Source organism: Pseudomonas benzenivorans (assembly GCF_024397895.1).
Classification (GTDB): Bacteria; Pseudomonadota; Gammaproteobacteria; order Pseudomonadales; family Pseudomonadaceae; genus Aquipseudomonas; species Aquipseudomonas benzenivorans_A.
The window spans coordinates 3,904,396-3,918,287 of sequence record NZ_CP073346.1; the positions used below are offsets into that span (position 1 = coordinate 3,904,396).

The 13,892-nt window shown below is 67.5% G+C and carries 13 protein-coding genes; 6 read left to right on the top strand and 7 right to left on the bottom strand.

What is annotated here, in order from left to right; all coding sequences use genetic code 11:
- Positions 1-265 precede the first annotated feature (265 nt).
- The 4 genes from KDW96_RS18310 (at position 266) to KDW96_RS18325 (ending at position 3,685) form a co-directional block, all read left to right on the top strand.
- On the top strand, positions 266-1,087 hold the full coding sequence (locus KDW96_RS18310; protein ID WP_255837647.1) for an aldo/keto reductase: 822 nt from the start codon (positions 266-268) through the stop codon (positions 1,085-1,087).
- Between the two features lie 29 nt (positions 1,088-1,116).
- Positions 1,117-1,749 carry a hypothetical protein gene (locus KDW96_RS18315; protein WP_255837648.1) on the top strand — a complete coding sequence of 211 codons (633 nt, stop codon included), beginning with the start codon at positions 1,117-1,119 and terminating at the stop codon, positions 1,747-1,749.
- Positions 1,750-1,817: 68 nt separating this feature from the next.
- Entirely contained in the window at positions 1,818-2,336 is a 519-nt protein-coding gene (locus tag KDW96_RS18320) for a hypothetical protein (RefSeq protein ID WP_255837649.1), read from the top strand.
- Positions 2,333-3,685 carry a GAF domain-containing protein gene (locus KDW96_RS18325; RefSeq protein WP_255837650.1) on the top strand — a complete coding sequence of 451 codons (1,353 nt, stop codon included), beginning with the start codon at positions 2,333-2,335 and terminating at the stop codon, positions 3,683-3,685. The genes KDW96_RS18320 and KDW96_RS18325 overlap by 4 nt, the downstream gene beginning before the upstream one ends.
- 7 nt (positions 3,686-3,692) lie before the next feature.
- On the opposite strand, the gene KDW96_RS18330 is transcribed toward KDW96_RS18325, so the two are convergent.
- The 5 genes from KDW96_RS18330 to metR form a co-directional block, all read right to left on the bottom strand.
- Positions 3,693-4,064 (bottom strand): hypothetical protein, encoded by a 372-nt coding sequence (locus tag KDW96_RS18330; protein ID WP_255837651.1) that lies wholly within the window; start codon positions 4,062-4,064, stop codon positions 3,693-3,695.
- Positions 4,065-4,107: 43 nt separating this feature from the next.
- A complete protein-coding gene (locus KDW96_RS18335) occupies positions 4,108-4,815 on the bottom strand; it encodes a hemerythrin domain-containing protein (RefSeq protein WP_255837652.1) in 708 nt (235 codons plus the stop codon).
- Positions 4,816-5,353: 538 nt separating this feature from the next.
- Positions 5,354-5,761 (bottom strand): GFA family protein, encoded by a 408-nt coding sequence (locus KDW96_RS18340; RefSeq protein WP_255837653.1) that lies wholly within the window; start codon positions 5,759-5,761, stop codon positions 5,354-5,356.
- A 36-nt stretch (positions 5,762-5,797) separates the two neighbouring features.
- On the bottom strand, positions 5,798-6,682 hold the full coding sequence (locus KDW96_RS18345; protein ID WP_255837654.1) for a GNAT family N-acetyltransferase: 885 nt from the start codon (positions 6,680-6,682) through the stop codon (positions 5,798-5,800).
- A 121-nt stretch (positions 6,683-6,803) separates the two neighbouring features.
- The gene (metR, locus tag KDW96_RS18350) at positions 6,804-7,721 is read right to left on the bottom strand and encodes a transcriptional regulator MetR (protein ID WP_255837655.1); all 918 of its coding nucleotides are present in this window, start codon (positions 7,719-7,721) and stop codon (positions 6,804-6,806) included.
- 143 nt (positions 7,722-7,864) lie between these two features.
- On the opposite strand from metR, the gene metE reads away from it, so the two are divergent.
- Positions 7,865-10,156 carry a 5-methyltetrahydropteroyltriglutamate--homocysteine S-methyltransferase gene (gene metE, locus KDW96_RS18355; RefSeq protein ID WP_255837656.1) on the top strand — a complete coding sequence of 764 codons (2,292 nt, stop codon included), beginning with the start codon at positions 7,865-7,867 and terminating at the stop codon, positions 10,154-10,156.
- A gap of 156 nt (positions 10,157-10,312) precedes the next feature.
- Positions 10,313-11,302 carry an alpha/beta fold hydrolase gene (locus tag KDW96_RS18360; protein ID WP_255837657.1) on the top strand — a complete coding sequence of 330 codons (990 nt, stop codon included), beginning with the start codon at positions 10,313-10,315 and terminating at the stop codon, positions 11,300-11,302.
- A gap of 109 nt (positions 11,303-11,411) precedes the next feature.
- Here KDW96_RS18360 and glpD read toward each other — a convergent pair whose 3' ends face one another.
- Both glpD and KDW96_RS18370 read right to left on the bottom strand, forming a co-directional pair.
- Positions 11,412-12,953, bottom strand: coding sequence for a glycerol-3-phosphate dehydrogenase (glpD, locus tag KDW96_RS18365; RefSeq protein WP_255837658.1), 1,542 nt, complete (start codon positions 12,951-12,953; stop codon positions 11,412-11,414).
- Positions 12,954-13,101: 148 nt separating this feature from the next.
- Positions 13,102-13,860 carry a DeoR/GlpR family DNA-binding transcription regulator gene (locus tag KDW96_RS18370; protein WP_255837659.1) on the bottom strand — a complete coding sequence of 253 codons (759 nt, stop codon included), beginning with the start codon at positions 13,858-13,860 and terminating at the stop codon, positions 13,102-13,104.
- Positions 13,861-13,892 lie beyond the last annotated feature (32 nt).

Here is a 13,892-nt window from a genome sequence, read left to right on the forward strand (position 1 = left end):
GGTCCCCCCGAGGGTTTAGACAAGCTTAGTCGCTGCCTGGTCGGTCATTGTCCGGTGCTGGCGGCACGGATGAAAAATAAACAGGGGCCGGCGCCGCGCGGGCGGTTAGGCGCGTAGGGCTATTGGCAGCGGAGCAGATCATCGCGCACCATAACTGGCTGCTGGCGCAGCTGATCCAGCCGCAGCGACCGGTACGGGTGCTGGCGGCGGCAGAGGTGGTTTTCGCCGGTCGAGCGGCCGGCCACAGGCAGCAGGGGGAGGTGCGGTGAGGACAGTGAATCTGGCGGGTAAGCAGGTGCCGGTCATCGGCCAGGGCACCTGGCACATGGGGGAGCAGCCTGGCGCGCGGCGCCGAGAGGTGGCCGCCTTGCAGCAGGGCATCGAGCTCGGTCTGCGGCTGATCGATACGGCCGAAATGTACGGCGAAGGCGGGGCCGAGAAAGTGGTCGGCGAGGCCATCGCCGGACGCCGCGAGCAGGTGTTCCTGGTCAGCAAGGTCTATCCGCACAACGCCAGCCGCCAGGGTGCAATCGCGGCCTGCGAGCGCAGCCTCAAGCGGCTCCATACCGAGACGATCGATCTGTATCTCCTGCACTGGCGTGGTCAGTATCCTTTGGCGGAAACCGTCGAGGCCTTCACTCGGTTGCGCGAGCAGGGCAAGATCGGTGGCTGGGGCGTGTCCAACTTCGACCTGGACGACCTGCAGGCGCTGGCCGAGCCGGGCTGCGCGACCAATCAGGTGCTGTACAACCCCGAGGCGCGCGGCATCGAGTTCGACCTGCTGCCCTGGCAGCAGGCGCAGGGCATGCCGCTGATGGCCTACTGTCCCCTCGGCCAGGGAGGCGCGTTGCTGCAGCATCCGGCCCTGCGCGGTATTGCCGAGCGGCACGGCGTGACCCCGGCCCAGGTGGCCCTGGCCTGGGCGTTGCGTCAGCCGGGCCTGATCGTCATTCCCAAGGCGGTCGATCCCGAGCATGTGCGCCTCAACGCCGAGGCCGCCGTCCTGCGCCTGTCGGCCGAGGATCTGGCGCAGCTAGATGCTGCCTATCCGCCGCCGCGGCGCAAGGCTTACTTGCAGATGGTCTGAGTGATCGGGATCGAACGGAGGATAGGATGATGAAAAGTTGGCTGCTGTTTGCCTGTGTGTTGTTGAGCGGTTGCGCCGGCTACCGCTACGGAGAGGTCAGCCGCGCCTATGTGGGTGAGCCGCCGGCGGCCACGACCATCGTGCGCGGCACCCAGAACTGGCTGGAGGTGCCAGGGGCGCGGCTTCGTGTGGAGCTGGGCAACGAAACCCAGCACAGCGAGCACCAGGTGATCCTGTTTATCGTGCCGGTCATGTACGACCCCATCGACAAGCCGCTGTACCGGGCCGGGCAGGGAACCCAGCTGTTGCTGGAGATCAGCCCCCAGGCGGGCGAAGCGAGCTTTCATCCGGAGCAGGCGCTGTTGACGATCGACGGGCGCGATTATCGGCCTACCGCGGTGCAGCAGATAGTGGCTTTCGACCCCGGCCGGTATCCCCTTGCCGGGGCGCGCGATGCCGAAGAGCGGTCGCCGGCGGGCCTCGACTATCCGATGGGCAGCCCCGGGCGCCATTACCAGTTCTGGCTGCGCTTCGACGCGCCCATGCCGGCGCCGACCCAGGCCATCCGCCTGGACCTGTCCCGCGCCGTGCGCGTACCGGGGCAGCCGCCGCTGCCGCCGATCCGCTTTCGCGCGGTGCCCTGGAAGCAGGGCTATACCTGAGAACTAGAGGGCCGGTTGATAAAGCCCCGGGAGCCAGAAATGACGGGCTTCTCAGCGGTGTGGAGTTGGTGCAGGATATCCATTTTCCCAACTCCGGGCCGGCTGGCATGATTCTCAACGACGATCAGGTGCGCTTTATCGAAAGTGGCGTGGCGATCAGCGCCGCCTCGCGCGACGTGCGTCGGGTGCCCTCGGTGTGCAAGGTGTCCGGCTGCCGGGTGGCGGCCGACCGGCGCCAGGTCACCATCCTGGTCGACGCCGCGCAGGCCGGCCAGCTGCTGCAGGACGTCGCCTTCAGCCAGGCGCTGGCGGTGGTGTTCTGTTTGCCCAGCAGTCACCGCACCCTGCAGCTCAAGGGCAGCGATGCCCGACAGGTCGCCCTGGCGGCCGGCGACGCCGAGCTGGCCGAGCGTCACCGCGGGGCCTTCGCCGAAGATCTGCTGCCCCTGGGCTATGCGCTGCCGTTTGCTCTCGCCACCCATGGCTTCCAGCCCGAGCGCCTGTGCGCGCTGAGCTTCAGCCTCGATGCGCTGTTCGAGCAGACCCCCGGCCCCAACGCCGGCATGCGCCTGGAGTCTGAGCCATGAACGGCGGAGCGAGTCTGGACGCCATCCGGCCCTGCCTGGAGGGCGCGGTGCCGGCGTCGATTGCCACCTGCGACGCCGCCGGCACGCCGAACGTGACCCTGGTGTCCCAGGTGCACTATGTGGATGCCGATCATGTCGCGCTGTCCTTCCAGTTCTTCAACAAGACCCGCGAGAACATCCTGGCCAACCCCCAGGCCACGGTGTTTCTCCTGCACCCGCAGACCAGCGCCCGCTACCGCCTGGCGCTGCTCTACCGGCGCACCGAGACCGAAGGGCCGCTGTTCGAGAGCATGAAGGCCAAGCTGGCCGGCATCGCCTCGCACACCGGCATGAGCGGCGTATTTCACCTGCGCGGCGCGGATGTCTACCAGGTGCTGGATATCGAGCACGTCGAGGGCGAGGAGGTGCCCCCGGCCCAGTGTGCGCCCTGTCATATCGCTCGCTTGAGTCAGTTGAGCCTGCGCCTGGCCGGCTGTAGCGACCTCGCCGGCTTGCTGGAACAGTGTCTGGATGGCCTGGCGAACATTCTCGAGATGCCCCAGGCCATGGTGCTGCTGCTCGATAGCCAGGGGCAGAAGCTCTACACGGTGGCCAGCCATGGCTATCAGCAGTCCGGCGTGGGCTCGGAATTTCCCGTCGGACGAGGGATCATCGGGGTGGCGGCGCAGTTCCGCACGCCGATTCGCATCGCCCATATGGCGTCCGAATACGCCTACAGCCGCGCCATTCACGAGCACTTGGCAGAAGCGGGGCTGGGCGACCGGCTGGAAACCGAGATTGCCTTTCCCGGCCTGGTCGAACCGCACAGCCAGTTGTCGGTGCCGATCCTGGCGGCCGGCCGCCTGCTCGGCGTGCTGCACGTGGAGCATGCCGAACCGCACCGCTTCGGCTACGACGAGGAGGACTGCCTGATGAGCCTGGCCAGTCTGCTCGGCGCCGCGATCCTGGCGCTGCAGCAGGCGGCTGACTGCTCGCTGGAGGAGGGCGAAGGTGCACCGCCCCCCGCGCCGCCGCTGGGCGCGCCGTTGGCGGTGCGCTACTACCCGGCCAATAGCAGTGTGTTCCTCGGCGAGGACTACCTGATCAAGGGGGTGGCCGGCGCCATCTTCTGGCGCCTGCTGACCCTGCACCTCCAGGAGCAGCGCAGCGAGTTCAGCAATCGCGAGCTGCGCATGGACCCGGCGCTTAAGTTGCCGGAGCTCGACGACAATCTCGAGGCCCGGCTGATCCTGCTGCAGCGCCGGCTGGCCGAGCGCAGCCGCGATATCGTCCTGGAGAAGTGCGGTCGCGGGCGCCTGCGCCTGCTGCTCAAGCGCCCGGTGCTGCTGCAGGAGATCGGCGGCCGCTAGACGGCGCTCAGGCGCGTCGCCAGAGCACGTTGCCGGCGAACAGCAGCACCGCCAGGAGCATCACCACCGCGGAGCTGCCGAGCACCGGGCCGGCCTGCGGCATGCCGAGGATCACCAGGGCCAGGGACAGCATCATCACCGGCAGGACCAGGTTGTGCAGCCAGAACTGCACGCTGGCCAGGCGGCTGGCGGCTGCCTTGGGAAAGTAGTGGTAGATCACGCCGACCAGGGCCAGGGTGACCCAGCCGAGCAGGTTCATGTGCGCGTGCACGGCCATCAGGCGGTGGTCGCCGCTCAGGCCCATGAACACGCCCAGGCCGACGGCCAGGCAGAAATAGACGATGGCGACATAGATCCAGCGACGGGACAGGGGACTCATTGCATTATTCCTCGTTAGGCTTGGTGAAAGGCGGCTGGTCGGCTCAGGCCGACAGGTCCGCCGGCTCGACCGCCCGGGCCAGGCCCAGTGCGGCATTGAGATGGGCTTGGTGTTTTGGCGACAGCTGCCCGCGCAGCGTCTCAAGGGTGGCGGAGACCATTGCGGCGGGCGCCTTGGCCCTCAGCTCGAGCAGAAAGCTGGCGCGCTCGTTTGGCGTCAGCGCCGGCAGCATCCAGTACAGAACTCGGCGCATTTCCTCCGGGGGCACCGAGGCGACGATGCGCTGCTCCAGGGCGATCAGTTCGGCATCGCTGTGGGTCTCCCACAGCAGGCGGTTGTTGTCCCGCTCCTCCTGCTCCATATGCTCGAGGTTTTCCGCGACGAAACGGGCGACGCGGCGATAGAGCCGGTGGGTGATATCGCCCCGGCGCAGGGCCGGCAGGTGGGTGACCTGTTCGGCCAGGTTGCTCAACTCGTCCATTTCCTGGCGATGCAGGCGGTGCGCGGCCGAGCTGTAGCGGGTCGCGCCGGGGCGGCGCTGCTCCAGGGCGGGGTGCACCAGCGCGTCCTCGTGGTCGATGTGCGAGCGGCAGAAGGCCAGCAAGTCCTGCAATTCGGCGAGCACCGCGCGGGCCTCGCCGCAGTCCTCCCAGTCGCAGCGGCCAAGGGCGCCGAGGGTGTGCAGCAGGTGGGCACGCAGGCCCTTGTGAATGAGCGCGTAGATATCGAATCGCGGGGTGGGGGACAACATCGACCGGTTCCTCGGTAGGGGCTTGAGGTGGTCCATGCTAGGGCGCGGCGAATCGGCGAATTGCGAAATAACCCCTAGGCAATCCCTAAATATTTCCTAAGCGGTGCTGCATAGGTTGAAGCCCGTGCGACTGCCGTCGCGCACTTTCCGCTGGCACGGCCCAGACCGTGCTCGCCTGCCGCAGGGCCGCGTGTTGTTCAGGGGGATGTCTGGGGCGAGGTGTGCCAGGCCCTGGCGGCCAATTGGTCGTAGGTGCCGATGAGCATGTTGGCGGCGTACTTCGGTATTGGTCAGCACCGTGCCGAGCACGGCGATGCCGAATCAGCCGCCGCCCGACCCGTTGGCCTGGCGGCATGCCGGCGCAGGGCCCCTTCCGGTTTCGAACAGCGCCGGCCATTGAGGACCAGGAGGAACGGTGCCAACCCAGGGCGTCTTGGGTGCGGGCACCCGGGCTCTGCGGGTTCGCAGCGCTTCTTCAGCGGACGGGGCTCGAAACTGAAACAGCCTCGAGGCCCGCGGGCCATAGCAGCGCCGATTGTCAGCCCTCTATTCCAGGCGGCCATTCGCCGTGCTGGGGCAGGTCATCGGTGATGTCGTGCCAGACGGCCTTGGAGTTGACGAAGATGTGCTCCAGGGGCCGTGCGCCCGGGTCGCCGTCGACACTGCCGAGCACGACTTCGGCAACCCGGCCGGCATGGCTGCTGGCCAGTGACGAGCCGCATTTTCTGCAGAAGCAGCGATGTTTGCCCGGTGACGACTCGTATTGCGCGATGTGCTCCTGTCCGGCCGTCCAGCGGAACTGCTCGGGGTCGATGAGGCCCCAGCCCACATAGGCGGCGCCGTTGGCTTTTCGGCAATTGCCGCAATGACAGTTGCCGGCGAGGGCGAAGCCGGCGGCAATCTCGTATCGAACGCTGCCGCACAGGCAGCTGCCACGTATGGCCATGGCGTGTTCCTCCGTCAAGGTTGAGCTACGGGGCTGTCAGTAGAAGATCGACGGCAGGTAGGCACCGGCCGGTTCGTTGTACAGGCCGATGGTCATCAGGGTCATCGGCTGGACCACGCGCAGGCCGTGCTCCAGGCACCAGCGAAACAGCTCGGCGTTGCGCGTCGGCACATGGAAGCCCGGCCCCGGATACTCGCTCGCCGCGGCGATCAGCGCCTTCACCGCGTCATTGGTTTCGCCCACCGTGTGGCCGAAGAAGGCGATGATGGTGGTGTAGCCGACGATCCGACCGTCGCGCTCCACCACCCTGGCGGTGCCCTGGGTGATCGCATCGAGCAGCTCGCCGCCGCGATCGTGTCCGTGCACCTGGAGGCAGAGCCGGTTGCAACTCGGCAGGTCCTCGATCGTGGCGGACCGCACCTCATGGCCAGGCAAGCGTACTTTCGGCGGCGTACCCTGCAGCGTCGACAGGGGCTCGCGCGCGACGAAACCGAGCTTGGTGTACAGCGACAGCGAGCGGTTGTGATAGGCCGCCTGCAGCAGCCGAACGCTGGGCAGGCGCTTGTCGGCAACCCGCTCGAGCACGGCCTCCATCAGGCGCCGGCCGACGGCCTGATTCTGGATGCCCGGGTCGACCGTGACCGGGCCGATGCCGGCAATGCTGTTGCGTTCGTCCAGGAAGTTGCTGCCGGCGATGCGCCCGGCCGATTCGGCGACGACCGAATAGAAACCGGGATGGCCCAGCAGGCCTGAGCACAGCTGCTCGGCGGCCTCGACTGACGGGAAGTCGGGCGGAAAATTGTGCTGAGCGGAAATGGCGCCGAAGGCGTCGTAGCAGATTCGACCGCATGCGGTGGCATCGTCCGCGGTGCCAGGGCGAAGCCTGACCTCCATCTCGAAGAACTCTGGGTTTGCCGCCATTTTGGACCTTCCTCTGTGGGCGTTGAGGAGGTCCATGCTAGGGGCCGGCGATTGGGCGGATTACGAAATAAGCCCTAGGCAATCCCTAAAATTTCCCTAAGCGGCAGGTAGGGCGGGGCGCTCAACGCGCCACGCTGACCCCTTCCAGGTTGGCGAAGGAGGTGTCCTTGGCGGTCAGCAGGAAGTCGCGCATAAAGGGCGCGTCGAGCATGTCGGTGCGGATGCCGGCGTACAGGGTGGCGAACAGGCCCTTGTCGCCCAGGCGCTTGGCCGTCACGTAGCCGCGCGAGCTGTACTCGTGCAGCGCCCAGTTGGGCAGGCCGCAGACGCCGCGGCCGCTGGCCACCAGCTGCATCATCATCACTGTCAGCTCCGAGGTGCGCACCTGGGCCGGCTCGACATCGGCCGGTTCGAGGAAGCGGGTGAAGATGTCCAGGCGGTCGCGCTCCACCGGGTAGGTGATCAGCGTCTCGCCGGCCAGGTCCTCGGGCTGGATGCAGGACTTGTTCGCCAGCGGGTGCTGGTTGGCCACCGCGAGCATGGCCTCGTAGGTGAACAGCGGCACGTAGGTGATGCCGGCCAGCTCCAGCGGGTCGGAGGTCACCACCAGGTCCAGATCGCCTCTGGCCAGGGCCGGCAGCGGGGCGAAGGAGAAGCCCGAGGCCAGGTCCAGCTCGACCTCCGGCCAGGCGTCGCGGAACTGGTCGATGGTCGGCATCAGCCACTGGAAGCAGCTGTGGCACTCGATCGCCATGTGCAGCCTCCCCGCGGTGCCGCCGGCCAGACGCGCCAGGTCGCGCTCGGCGCCGCGCAGCAGCGGCAGCACCGCGTCGCACAGTTGCAGCAGGCGCAGGCCGGCGCTGGTAAAGCGCACCGGCTTGGTCTTGCGCACGAACAACTGCATGCCCAGACGCTCTTCCAGCTCCTTGAACTGGTGCGACAGTGCCGACTGCGTCAGGTGCAGGCGCTCGGCGGCGTCCACCAGGCTGTCGCTCTCGCGCAGGGCATGCAGGGTCTTCAGGTGGCGCAGTTCGAGCATGGCGGTCTCGGCGTAGGGGGATGGGAAGAATGTCACCCTACATGAATGAAACTATAGATCAAGACGAATAGGTTGAGTTTGTCTCACGATGCAGGGCTGCCGACAATGCGCATCATCATTTTGTGCATATGGAGCGTTTCGACATGGCCCTGTCCCATTCCCTGGGTTTTCCGCGCATCGGCCGCGACCGTGAACTGAAGAAGGCCCTGGAGGCCCACTGGAAAGGCGAGCTGGACGAGGCCGGCCTGCGCGCCGTCGGCCGTGAACTGCGCGCCGCCCATTGGCAGCTGCAGAAGGACGCCGGCCTCGACCTGTTGCCGGTCGGCGACTTTGCCTGGTACGACCAGGTGCTGAGCCACTCGTTGATGCTCGGGGTGATCCCGCCGCGCTTCCGTCCGCAGTCGGGCACCCCGACCCTGCAGACCCTGTTCGCCATGGCCCGCGGCGCCAGCGGCAATGGGTGCTGTGGCGGCGGCCATGCCCAGGAACTGACCAAGTGGTTCGACACCAACTACCACTACCTGGTCCCGGAGTTCAGCGCCGACCAGCGCTTCCAGCTCAGCTGGGCGCAACTGTTCGAGGAGGTGGAGGAGGCCCACGCCCTGGGGCACAAGGTCAAGCCGGTGATCATCGGACCGCTGACCTACCTGTGGCTGGGCAAGGCCAAGGGCCAGGCGTTCGACAAGCTCGAGCTGCTTGAGCAGCTGCTGCCGGTCTACGGCGAAATCCTCGGGCGCCTGGCGGCCCTGGGGGTGGAGTGGGTGCAGATCGACGAACCGATCCTCGGCCTGGACCTGCCCCAGGACTGGAAGAACGCCTTCGAACGCGCCTACCACCTGCTCCAGCACGCGCCGCTGAAGAAACTGGTGGCCTGCTATTTCGGCGGCCTGGAGGACAACCTCGGCCTGGCCGTCGGCCTGCCGGTGGACGGCCTGCACGTCGACCTGGTGCGCGCCCCCGAGCAGCTGCCGCTGCTGGTCGACCGCCTGCCGGCCTACAAGGTGCTGTCGTTGGGCGTGGTCAACGGCCGCAACGTCTGGCGCTGCGACCTGGACCGCGCCCTGATCCAGTTGCGCCAGGCCGAGGAGCGTTTCGCCGACAACCTCTGGGTCGCGCCGTCCTGCTCGCTGCTGCACAGCCCGGTCGACCTCGCCCGGGAAGAGCAGCTGGACGCCGAACTCAAGGACTGGCTGGCCTTCGCCGTGCAGAAGTGCGCCGAGGTCGCCACCCTGGCCGGTGCCCTGAAGCAGCCGCATGAGGCCGAGGTGCAGACAGCCCTGGCCGCGAGCCGGGCCGCGCAGGCCAATCGTGCCGCCTCCTCGCGCATCCACAATCCCGCGGTACGGGCGCGCCTGGACGCGATCACGGCGGCCGACAGCCAGCGCATATCGCCCTTCGCCGAGCGCATCGAGCGCCAGCGTGCGCGCCTGCAGCTGCCGGTCCTGCCGACCACCACCATCGGCTCCTTCCCGCAGACCGCGGCGATCCGCCTGGCGCGCCAGGCCTTCAAGCAGGGCAAACTGTCGGCGGCGGCCTACACCGAGGCCATGCACAGCGAGATTCGCCACGCCGTACAGGTGCAGGAAAACCTTGGCCTGGACGTGCTGGTACATGGCGAGGCCGAGCGCAACGACATGGTCGAGTACTTCGCCGAGCAGCTCGACGGCTATGCCTTCACCCGCTTCGGCTGGGTGCAGAGCTACGGCTCGCGCTGCGTCAAACCGGCGCTGATCGTCGGCGACCTGAGCCGGCCGCGGCCGATGACGGTGGACTGGACCCACTACGCCCAGGGCCTCACCGACAAGGTGATGAAGGGCATGCTGACCGGGCCGGTGACCATGCTGATGTGGTCCTTCCCGCGCGAGGATATCTCCCGCGAGCAGCAGGCGCGCCAGCTGGCCCTGGCCATTCGCGACGAGGTACAGGACCTGGAAGCGGCCGGAATCAAGATCGTGCAGATCGACGAGGCGGCGTTCCGCGAGGGCCTGCCGCTGCGCCGGGCGAATTGGGACCACTATCTGGACTGGGCCACCGAGGCCTTCCGCCTGTGCGCCTCGGGCGTGCGCGACGAGACGCAGATCCACACCCACATGTGCTACAGCGAGTTCAACGACGTGATCGGCGCCATCGCCGCCATGGACGCCGACGTCATCACCATCGAGACCTCGCGTTCGGACATGGAGCTGCTCGAGGCCTTCGAGTCCTTCGCCTACCCCAACGACATCGGTCCGGGGGTCTACGACATCCACTCGCCGCGGGTGCCGGAGGTGGTGCAGATGACCGAGTTGCTGCGCAAGGCCGCGCGGCGCATTCCGCTCGAGCGCCTGTGGGTCAACCCGGACTGCGGCCTGAAGACCCGCGCCTGGCCCGAGACCGAGGCGGCGTTGGTCAACCTGGTCGCCGCGGCCCGCCAGCTGCGGGCGGAGCTGGCCTGATCGTCAGCGCTGCGCCCCTCTCAGGTTGAGAGGGGCGCAGCGGGCATCTCCACCGCTCGGCAATATTCATCAAACTGTCATGGGTTTGTGGCAGCGCCCTCGAATGAAATTCACCAAACTGGCGCCTCAATGGGGTTCTGCGTTCTGGTGTTGCTGATGCGTGCGTTATTTCTGTTCGTCGCACTGCTATGGGGTTTGTCGTCGCTTGCAGCCGAGCGCTGTGGTACCTGGGTGCCGACCGAGAAGGTCCGCCTGGGCGCGGTGCATCTGGCCTACCAGAGCATCGGCCGGCCGGGCGACCCGGCGCTGCTGCTGGTCATGGGGCTTGGCGGTCAGATGATCCACTGGCCGGATGAGGTGGTGACGCGCCTGTGCGCCCAGGGTTTTCGGGTGATCCGTTTCGACAACCGTGACGTCGGCCTGAGCAGCTGGGCACGGACTCCGCCGGCGGCCAACCTGGCCTACCAGGCGCTGCGCCATCGCCTGGGCCTGTCGGTCTCGGCGCCTTACAGCCTGCGCGACATGGCCGGTGACGCCCTGGCGCTGATGAATGCCTTGGGCGTGCGGCAGTTTCATGTGCTCGGTGCCAGCATGGGCGGGATGATTGCCCAGCACCTGGCCGGCCTGGCCCCGGACCGCGTGCAGAGCCTGACCCTGATCATGACCAGCTCCGGCGCCCAGGGGCTGCCGGAGCCCAGCGACGAGCTGCTGGCGTTGCTGGCCCGGCGCGAGGCGCCCAGTCGAGCGGTGGCGCTGCAGCAGCAGGCCGACCTGCTCGCCGCCCTCGGCAGTCCGGCGATCGATGACGACCGCGCGCAGCTTCTGCAGCAGGCCGAGATCGCCTACGAGCGCGCCTTCAACCCTGAGGGTGTGCAGCGCCAGCTGCTGGCGATTCTCGCCGAGCCGAGCCGGGTCGAACTGCTCAGGCGGCTGCATGTACCGACTCTGGTGGTGCACGGCACGGCCGATCCGCTGCTGCCGGCGATGCATGGGGTGCATGTCGCGGCGCATATCCAGGGCAGCGAACTCAAGCTGATCCCGGGGCTGGCCCACCGTTTTCAGGACGCCTTCAAGGAGCCCTTGCTGGCGGCGGTCCTGCCCCATTTGCGCGCCCATCGCCAGGGCGGGCAGTGGGCGCAGCTCTAACCGGTGGAGCCTGGGGGCGACCTTGCGAGCAGAGTGGCGACTCGAGCCGCAGGCATAAAAAACTCCGTGTCTCGACTGATCGGCAGGGCGAAGGGATTTCGATTCAGGTTCAGGCGGCGTGGGCGTCCTCCGGGCCTTTGGGCGCTCGAATCGCCAGGTAGTCCTCGAGGCGACGCTGCTGCGCCGCATCCATGAACAACCCCAGTTTGCTGCGGCGCCAGAGGATGTCGCCGGCGTTGACCGCCCACTCCTGCTGGCACAGATAGTCCACTTCGCGGGTGTGCAGGCCGGCGCCGAGCTCTTCGCCCAGGTCGTTCTGCTGTTGCACGCCGTCGAGCAGCGTCCAGCTGCGGCTGCCGTAGGTGCTGGCCCAGCGTCGCGCGGTAGCGCTCGGCAGCCAGCCGTGGCGGGCACACAGGGCGTCGACCAGGGCGCTACGGCTCTCCAGCTGTTCGGCCCCAGGCAAGGGGCTGTCTGCGGTCCAGCTCGGGCCCATCGTGGGGAGGTGCGGGGCGAGCTGAGCCAGGGCGGATTCGGCCAGCTTGCGGTAGGTGGTCAGCTTGCCGCCGAACACCGACAGCAGCGGCGCCTCGCCCGCCTGGGCGGACAGCGACAGGGTGTAGTCGCGGGTGATGGCCGAGGGCTCGTCGGACTCGTCGTCGCACAGCGGCCGCACCCCGGCGTAGGTGTGCAGGATGTCGTCGCGGCGCAGCTGGCGCTTGAAATGCGCGTTGACCACCTGCAGCAGGTAGTCGGTCTCCTCCTCGCTGATCTTCACGTCCGCCGGATCGCCCTGGTACTCGCGGTCGGTGGTGCCGATCAGGGTAAAGCGTTCCAGGTAGGGGATGGCGAAGACGATGCGGCGATCCTCGTTCTGCAGGATATAGGCCTGCTCGCCGTCGAACAGGCGCGGCACCACGATATGGCTGCCCTGTATCAGGCGGATGCCGTAGGGCGACGGCTGCTGCAGGTCGTCCCGAATGAACTGCGCGACCCAGGGGCCGGCGGCATTGACCAGGGCGCGGGCACGGATGGAAAAGAGGCTGCCGTCGGCCCGCTCCAGATGGATGTGCCACAGGCCCTTGCTGCGCCGCGCACTGACGCAACGGGTGCGGGTGTGCACGTGGGCGCCTTTCTCGCGGGCGGCCATGGCATTGAGCACCACCAGGCGCGCGTCGTCGACCCAGCAGTCGGAGTACTCGAAGCCGCGGGAGATCTCTGCCTTGAGCGGGCTGTCGCCGCCAAAGCGCAGGCCGCGGGAGGCTGGCAACTGTTCGCGCTTGCCGAGGTGGTCGTAGAGGAACAGGCCGGCGCGGATCATCCAGGCCGGGCGCAGGTGCGGGCGGTGCGGCAGGATGAAGCGCATGGGCTTGACGATATGCGGTGCCTTGCTCAGCAGCACCTCGCGTTCGGCCAGTGCTTCGCGCACCAGGCGGAACTCGTAGTGCTCCAGGTAGCGCAAGCCCCCGTGGATCAGCTTGCTGCTGGCCGAAGAGGTGTGCTGGGCCAGGTCGTCCTTTTCACAGAGGAAGACCGACAGGCCGCGGCCCGCGGCATCGGCGGCAATGCCGACCCCGTTGATGCCGCCTCCGACCACGGCCAGGTCGTAGACTTCGGCGAGGGGGGCGTGGTGGTTGGAGCGAGTAGGCATGGCGGCACCGGATAGTCGAATTCGAATGCGATAATGTTCACTTCCGAAAATATACTAGTCGAATACGCATGCAATCGCCAACCCCGTGCGCGAATTCGCGCCGAGCGGTGCTGGAGATCGGGTTGTTGGCTGGGCTGGTGGTGCGCCGTCAGACCAGTTCGAGCTGGACCTGGTGTTCGGCCAGCAGGCGGCAGATCGCGGCAGACGGGGCCGCGTCGGTGAACACGCGATCAACCAGGGTGATCGAGCCCAGGCGCACCACGGCATTGCGCCCGAACTTGCTCGAGTCGGCGGCCAGGAACACCTGCCGGGCATTGTCGATGATCGACTGCGAGACCCGCACTTCCTGGTAGTCGAAGTCGAGCAGGCTGCCGTCCTCGTCGATGCCGCTGATGCCGACCAGAGCGAAATCGACCTTGAACTGCTGGATGAAATCCACCGTGCTCTGGCCGACCACGCCGCCATCGCCGCGCACCGTGCCGCCCGCCACCAGCACCTCGAAGTCCGCCCGGGCGCTGAGTTGGGCGGCCACGTGCAGGTTGTTGGTGATCACCTTCAAGCCCTTGCGCTTGAGCAATTCGCGGGCGATCGCCTCGGTGGTGGTGCCGATACTGATGAACAGCGAGGCGTGGTCCGGGATATGCACGGCGATGGCTTCGGCGATGCGCTGCTTCTCCTCGCGCATCTGCCCGGCGCGCATGGCGTAGGCGGTGTTCTGGGTGCTCGAGGCCTCGCAGGCGGCGCCGCCGTGGGTGCGGCGCAGCAGGCCCTGTTCAGCGAGCAGGTTGATGTCGCGGCGGATGGTCTGCGGGGTGACGGTGAAGGCCTGGGCCAGCTCGTCGATGCTGACGTAGCCGCGCTCGCGGGCGAGGTTGAGGATGTCGTGTTGGCGGGGGGCCAGGGTCATAAGTCTGTCCTTGTGTTGCGCGGCATTATAGG

Excerpts from the sequence above, each read along its gene's own strand:
- KDW96_RS18315 (WP_255837648.1), top strand. The coding sequence starts at position 1,117 with ATGAAAAGTTGGCTGCTGTTTGCCTGTGTGTTGTTGAGCGGTTGCGCC.
- metR (WP_255837655.1), bottom strand. The coding sequence starts at position 7,721 with ATGCTCGAACTGCGCCACCTGAAGACCCTGCATGCCCTGCGCGAGAGC.
- KDW96_RS18360 (WP_255837657.1), top strand. The coding sequence starts at position 10,313 with ATGCGTGCGTTATTTCTGTTCGTCGCACTGCTATGGGGTTTGTCGTCG.
- KDW96_RS18325 (WP_255837650.1), top strand. The coding sequence starts at position 2,333 with ATGAACGGCGGAGCGAGTCTGGACGCCATCCGGCCCTGCCTGGAGGGC.
- KDW96_RS18335 (WP_255837652.1), bottom strand. The coding sequence starts at position 4,815 with ATGTTGTCCCCCACCCCGCGATTCGATATCTACGCGCTCATTCACAAG.
- KDW96_RS18340 (WP_255837653.1), bottom strand. The coding sequence starts at position 5,761 with ATGGCCATACGTGGCAGCTGCCTGTGCGGCAGCGTTCGATACGAGATT.
- KDW96_RS18330 (WP_255837651.1), bottom strand. The coding sequence starts at position 4,064 with ATGAGTCCCCTGTCCCGTCGCTGGATCTATGTCGCCATCGTCTATTTC.
- KDW96_RS18345 (WP_255837654.1), bottom strand. The coding sequence starts at position 6,682 with ATGGCGGCAAACCCAGAGTTCTTCGAGATGGAGGTCAGGCTTCGCCCT.
- glpD (WP_255837658.1), bottom strand. The coding sequence starts at position 12,953 with ATGCCTACTCGCTCCAACCACCACGCCCCCCTCGCCGAAGTCTACGAC.
- metE (WP_255837656.1), top strand. The coding sequence starts at position 7,865 with ATGGCCCTGTCCCATTCCCTGGGTTTTCCGCGCATCGGCCGCGACCGT.
- KDW96_RS18370 (WP_255837659.1), bottom strand. The coding sequence starts at position 13,860 with ATGACCCTGGCCCCCCGCCAACACGACATCCTCAACCTCGCCCGCGAG.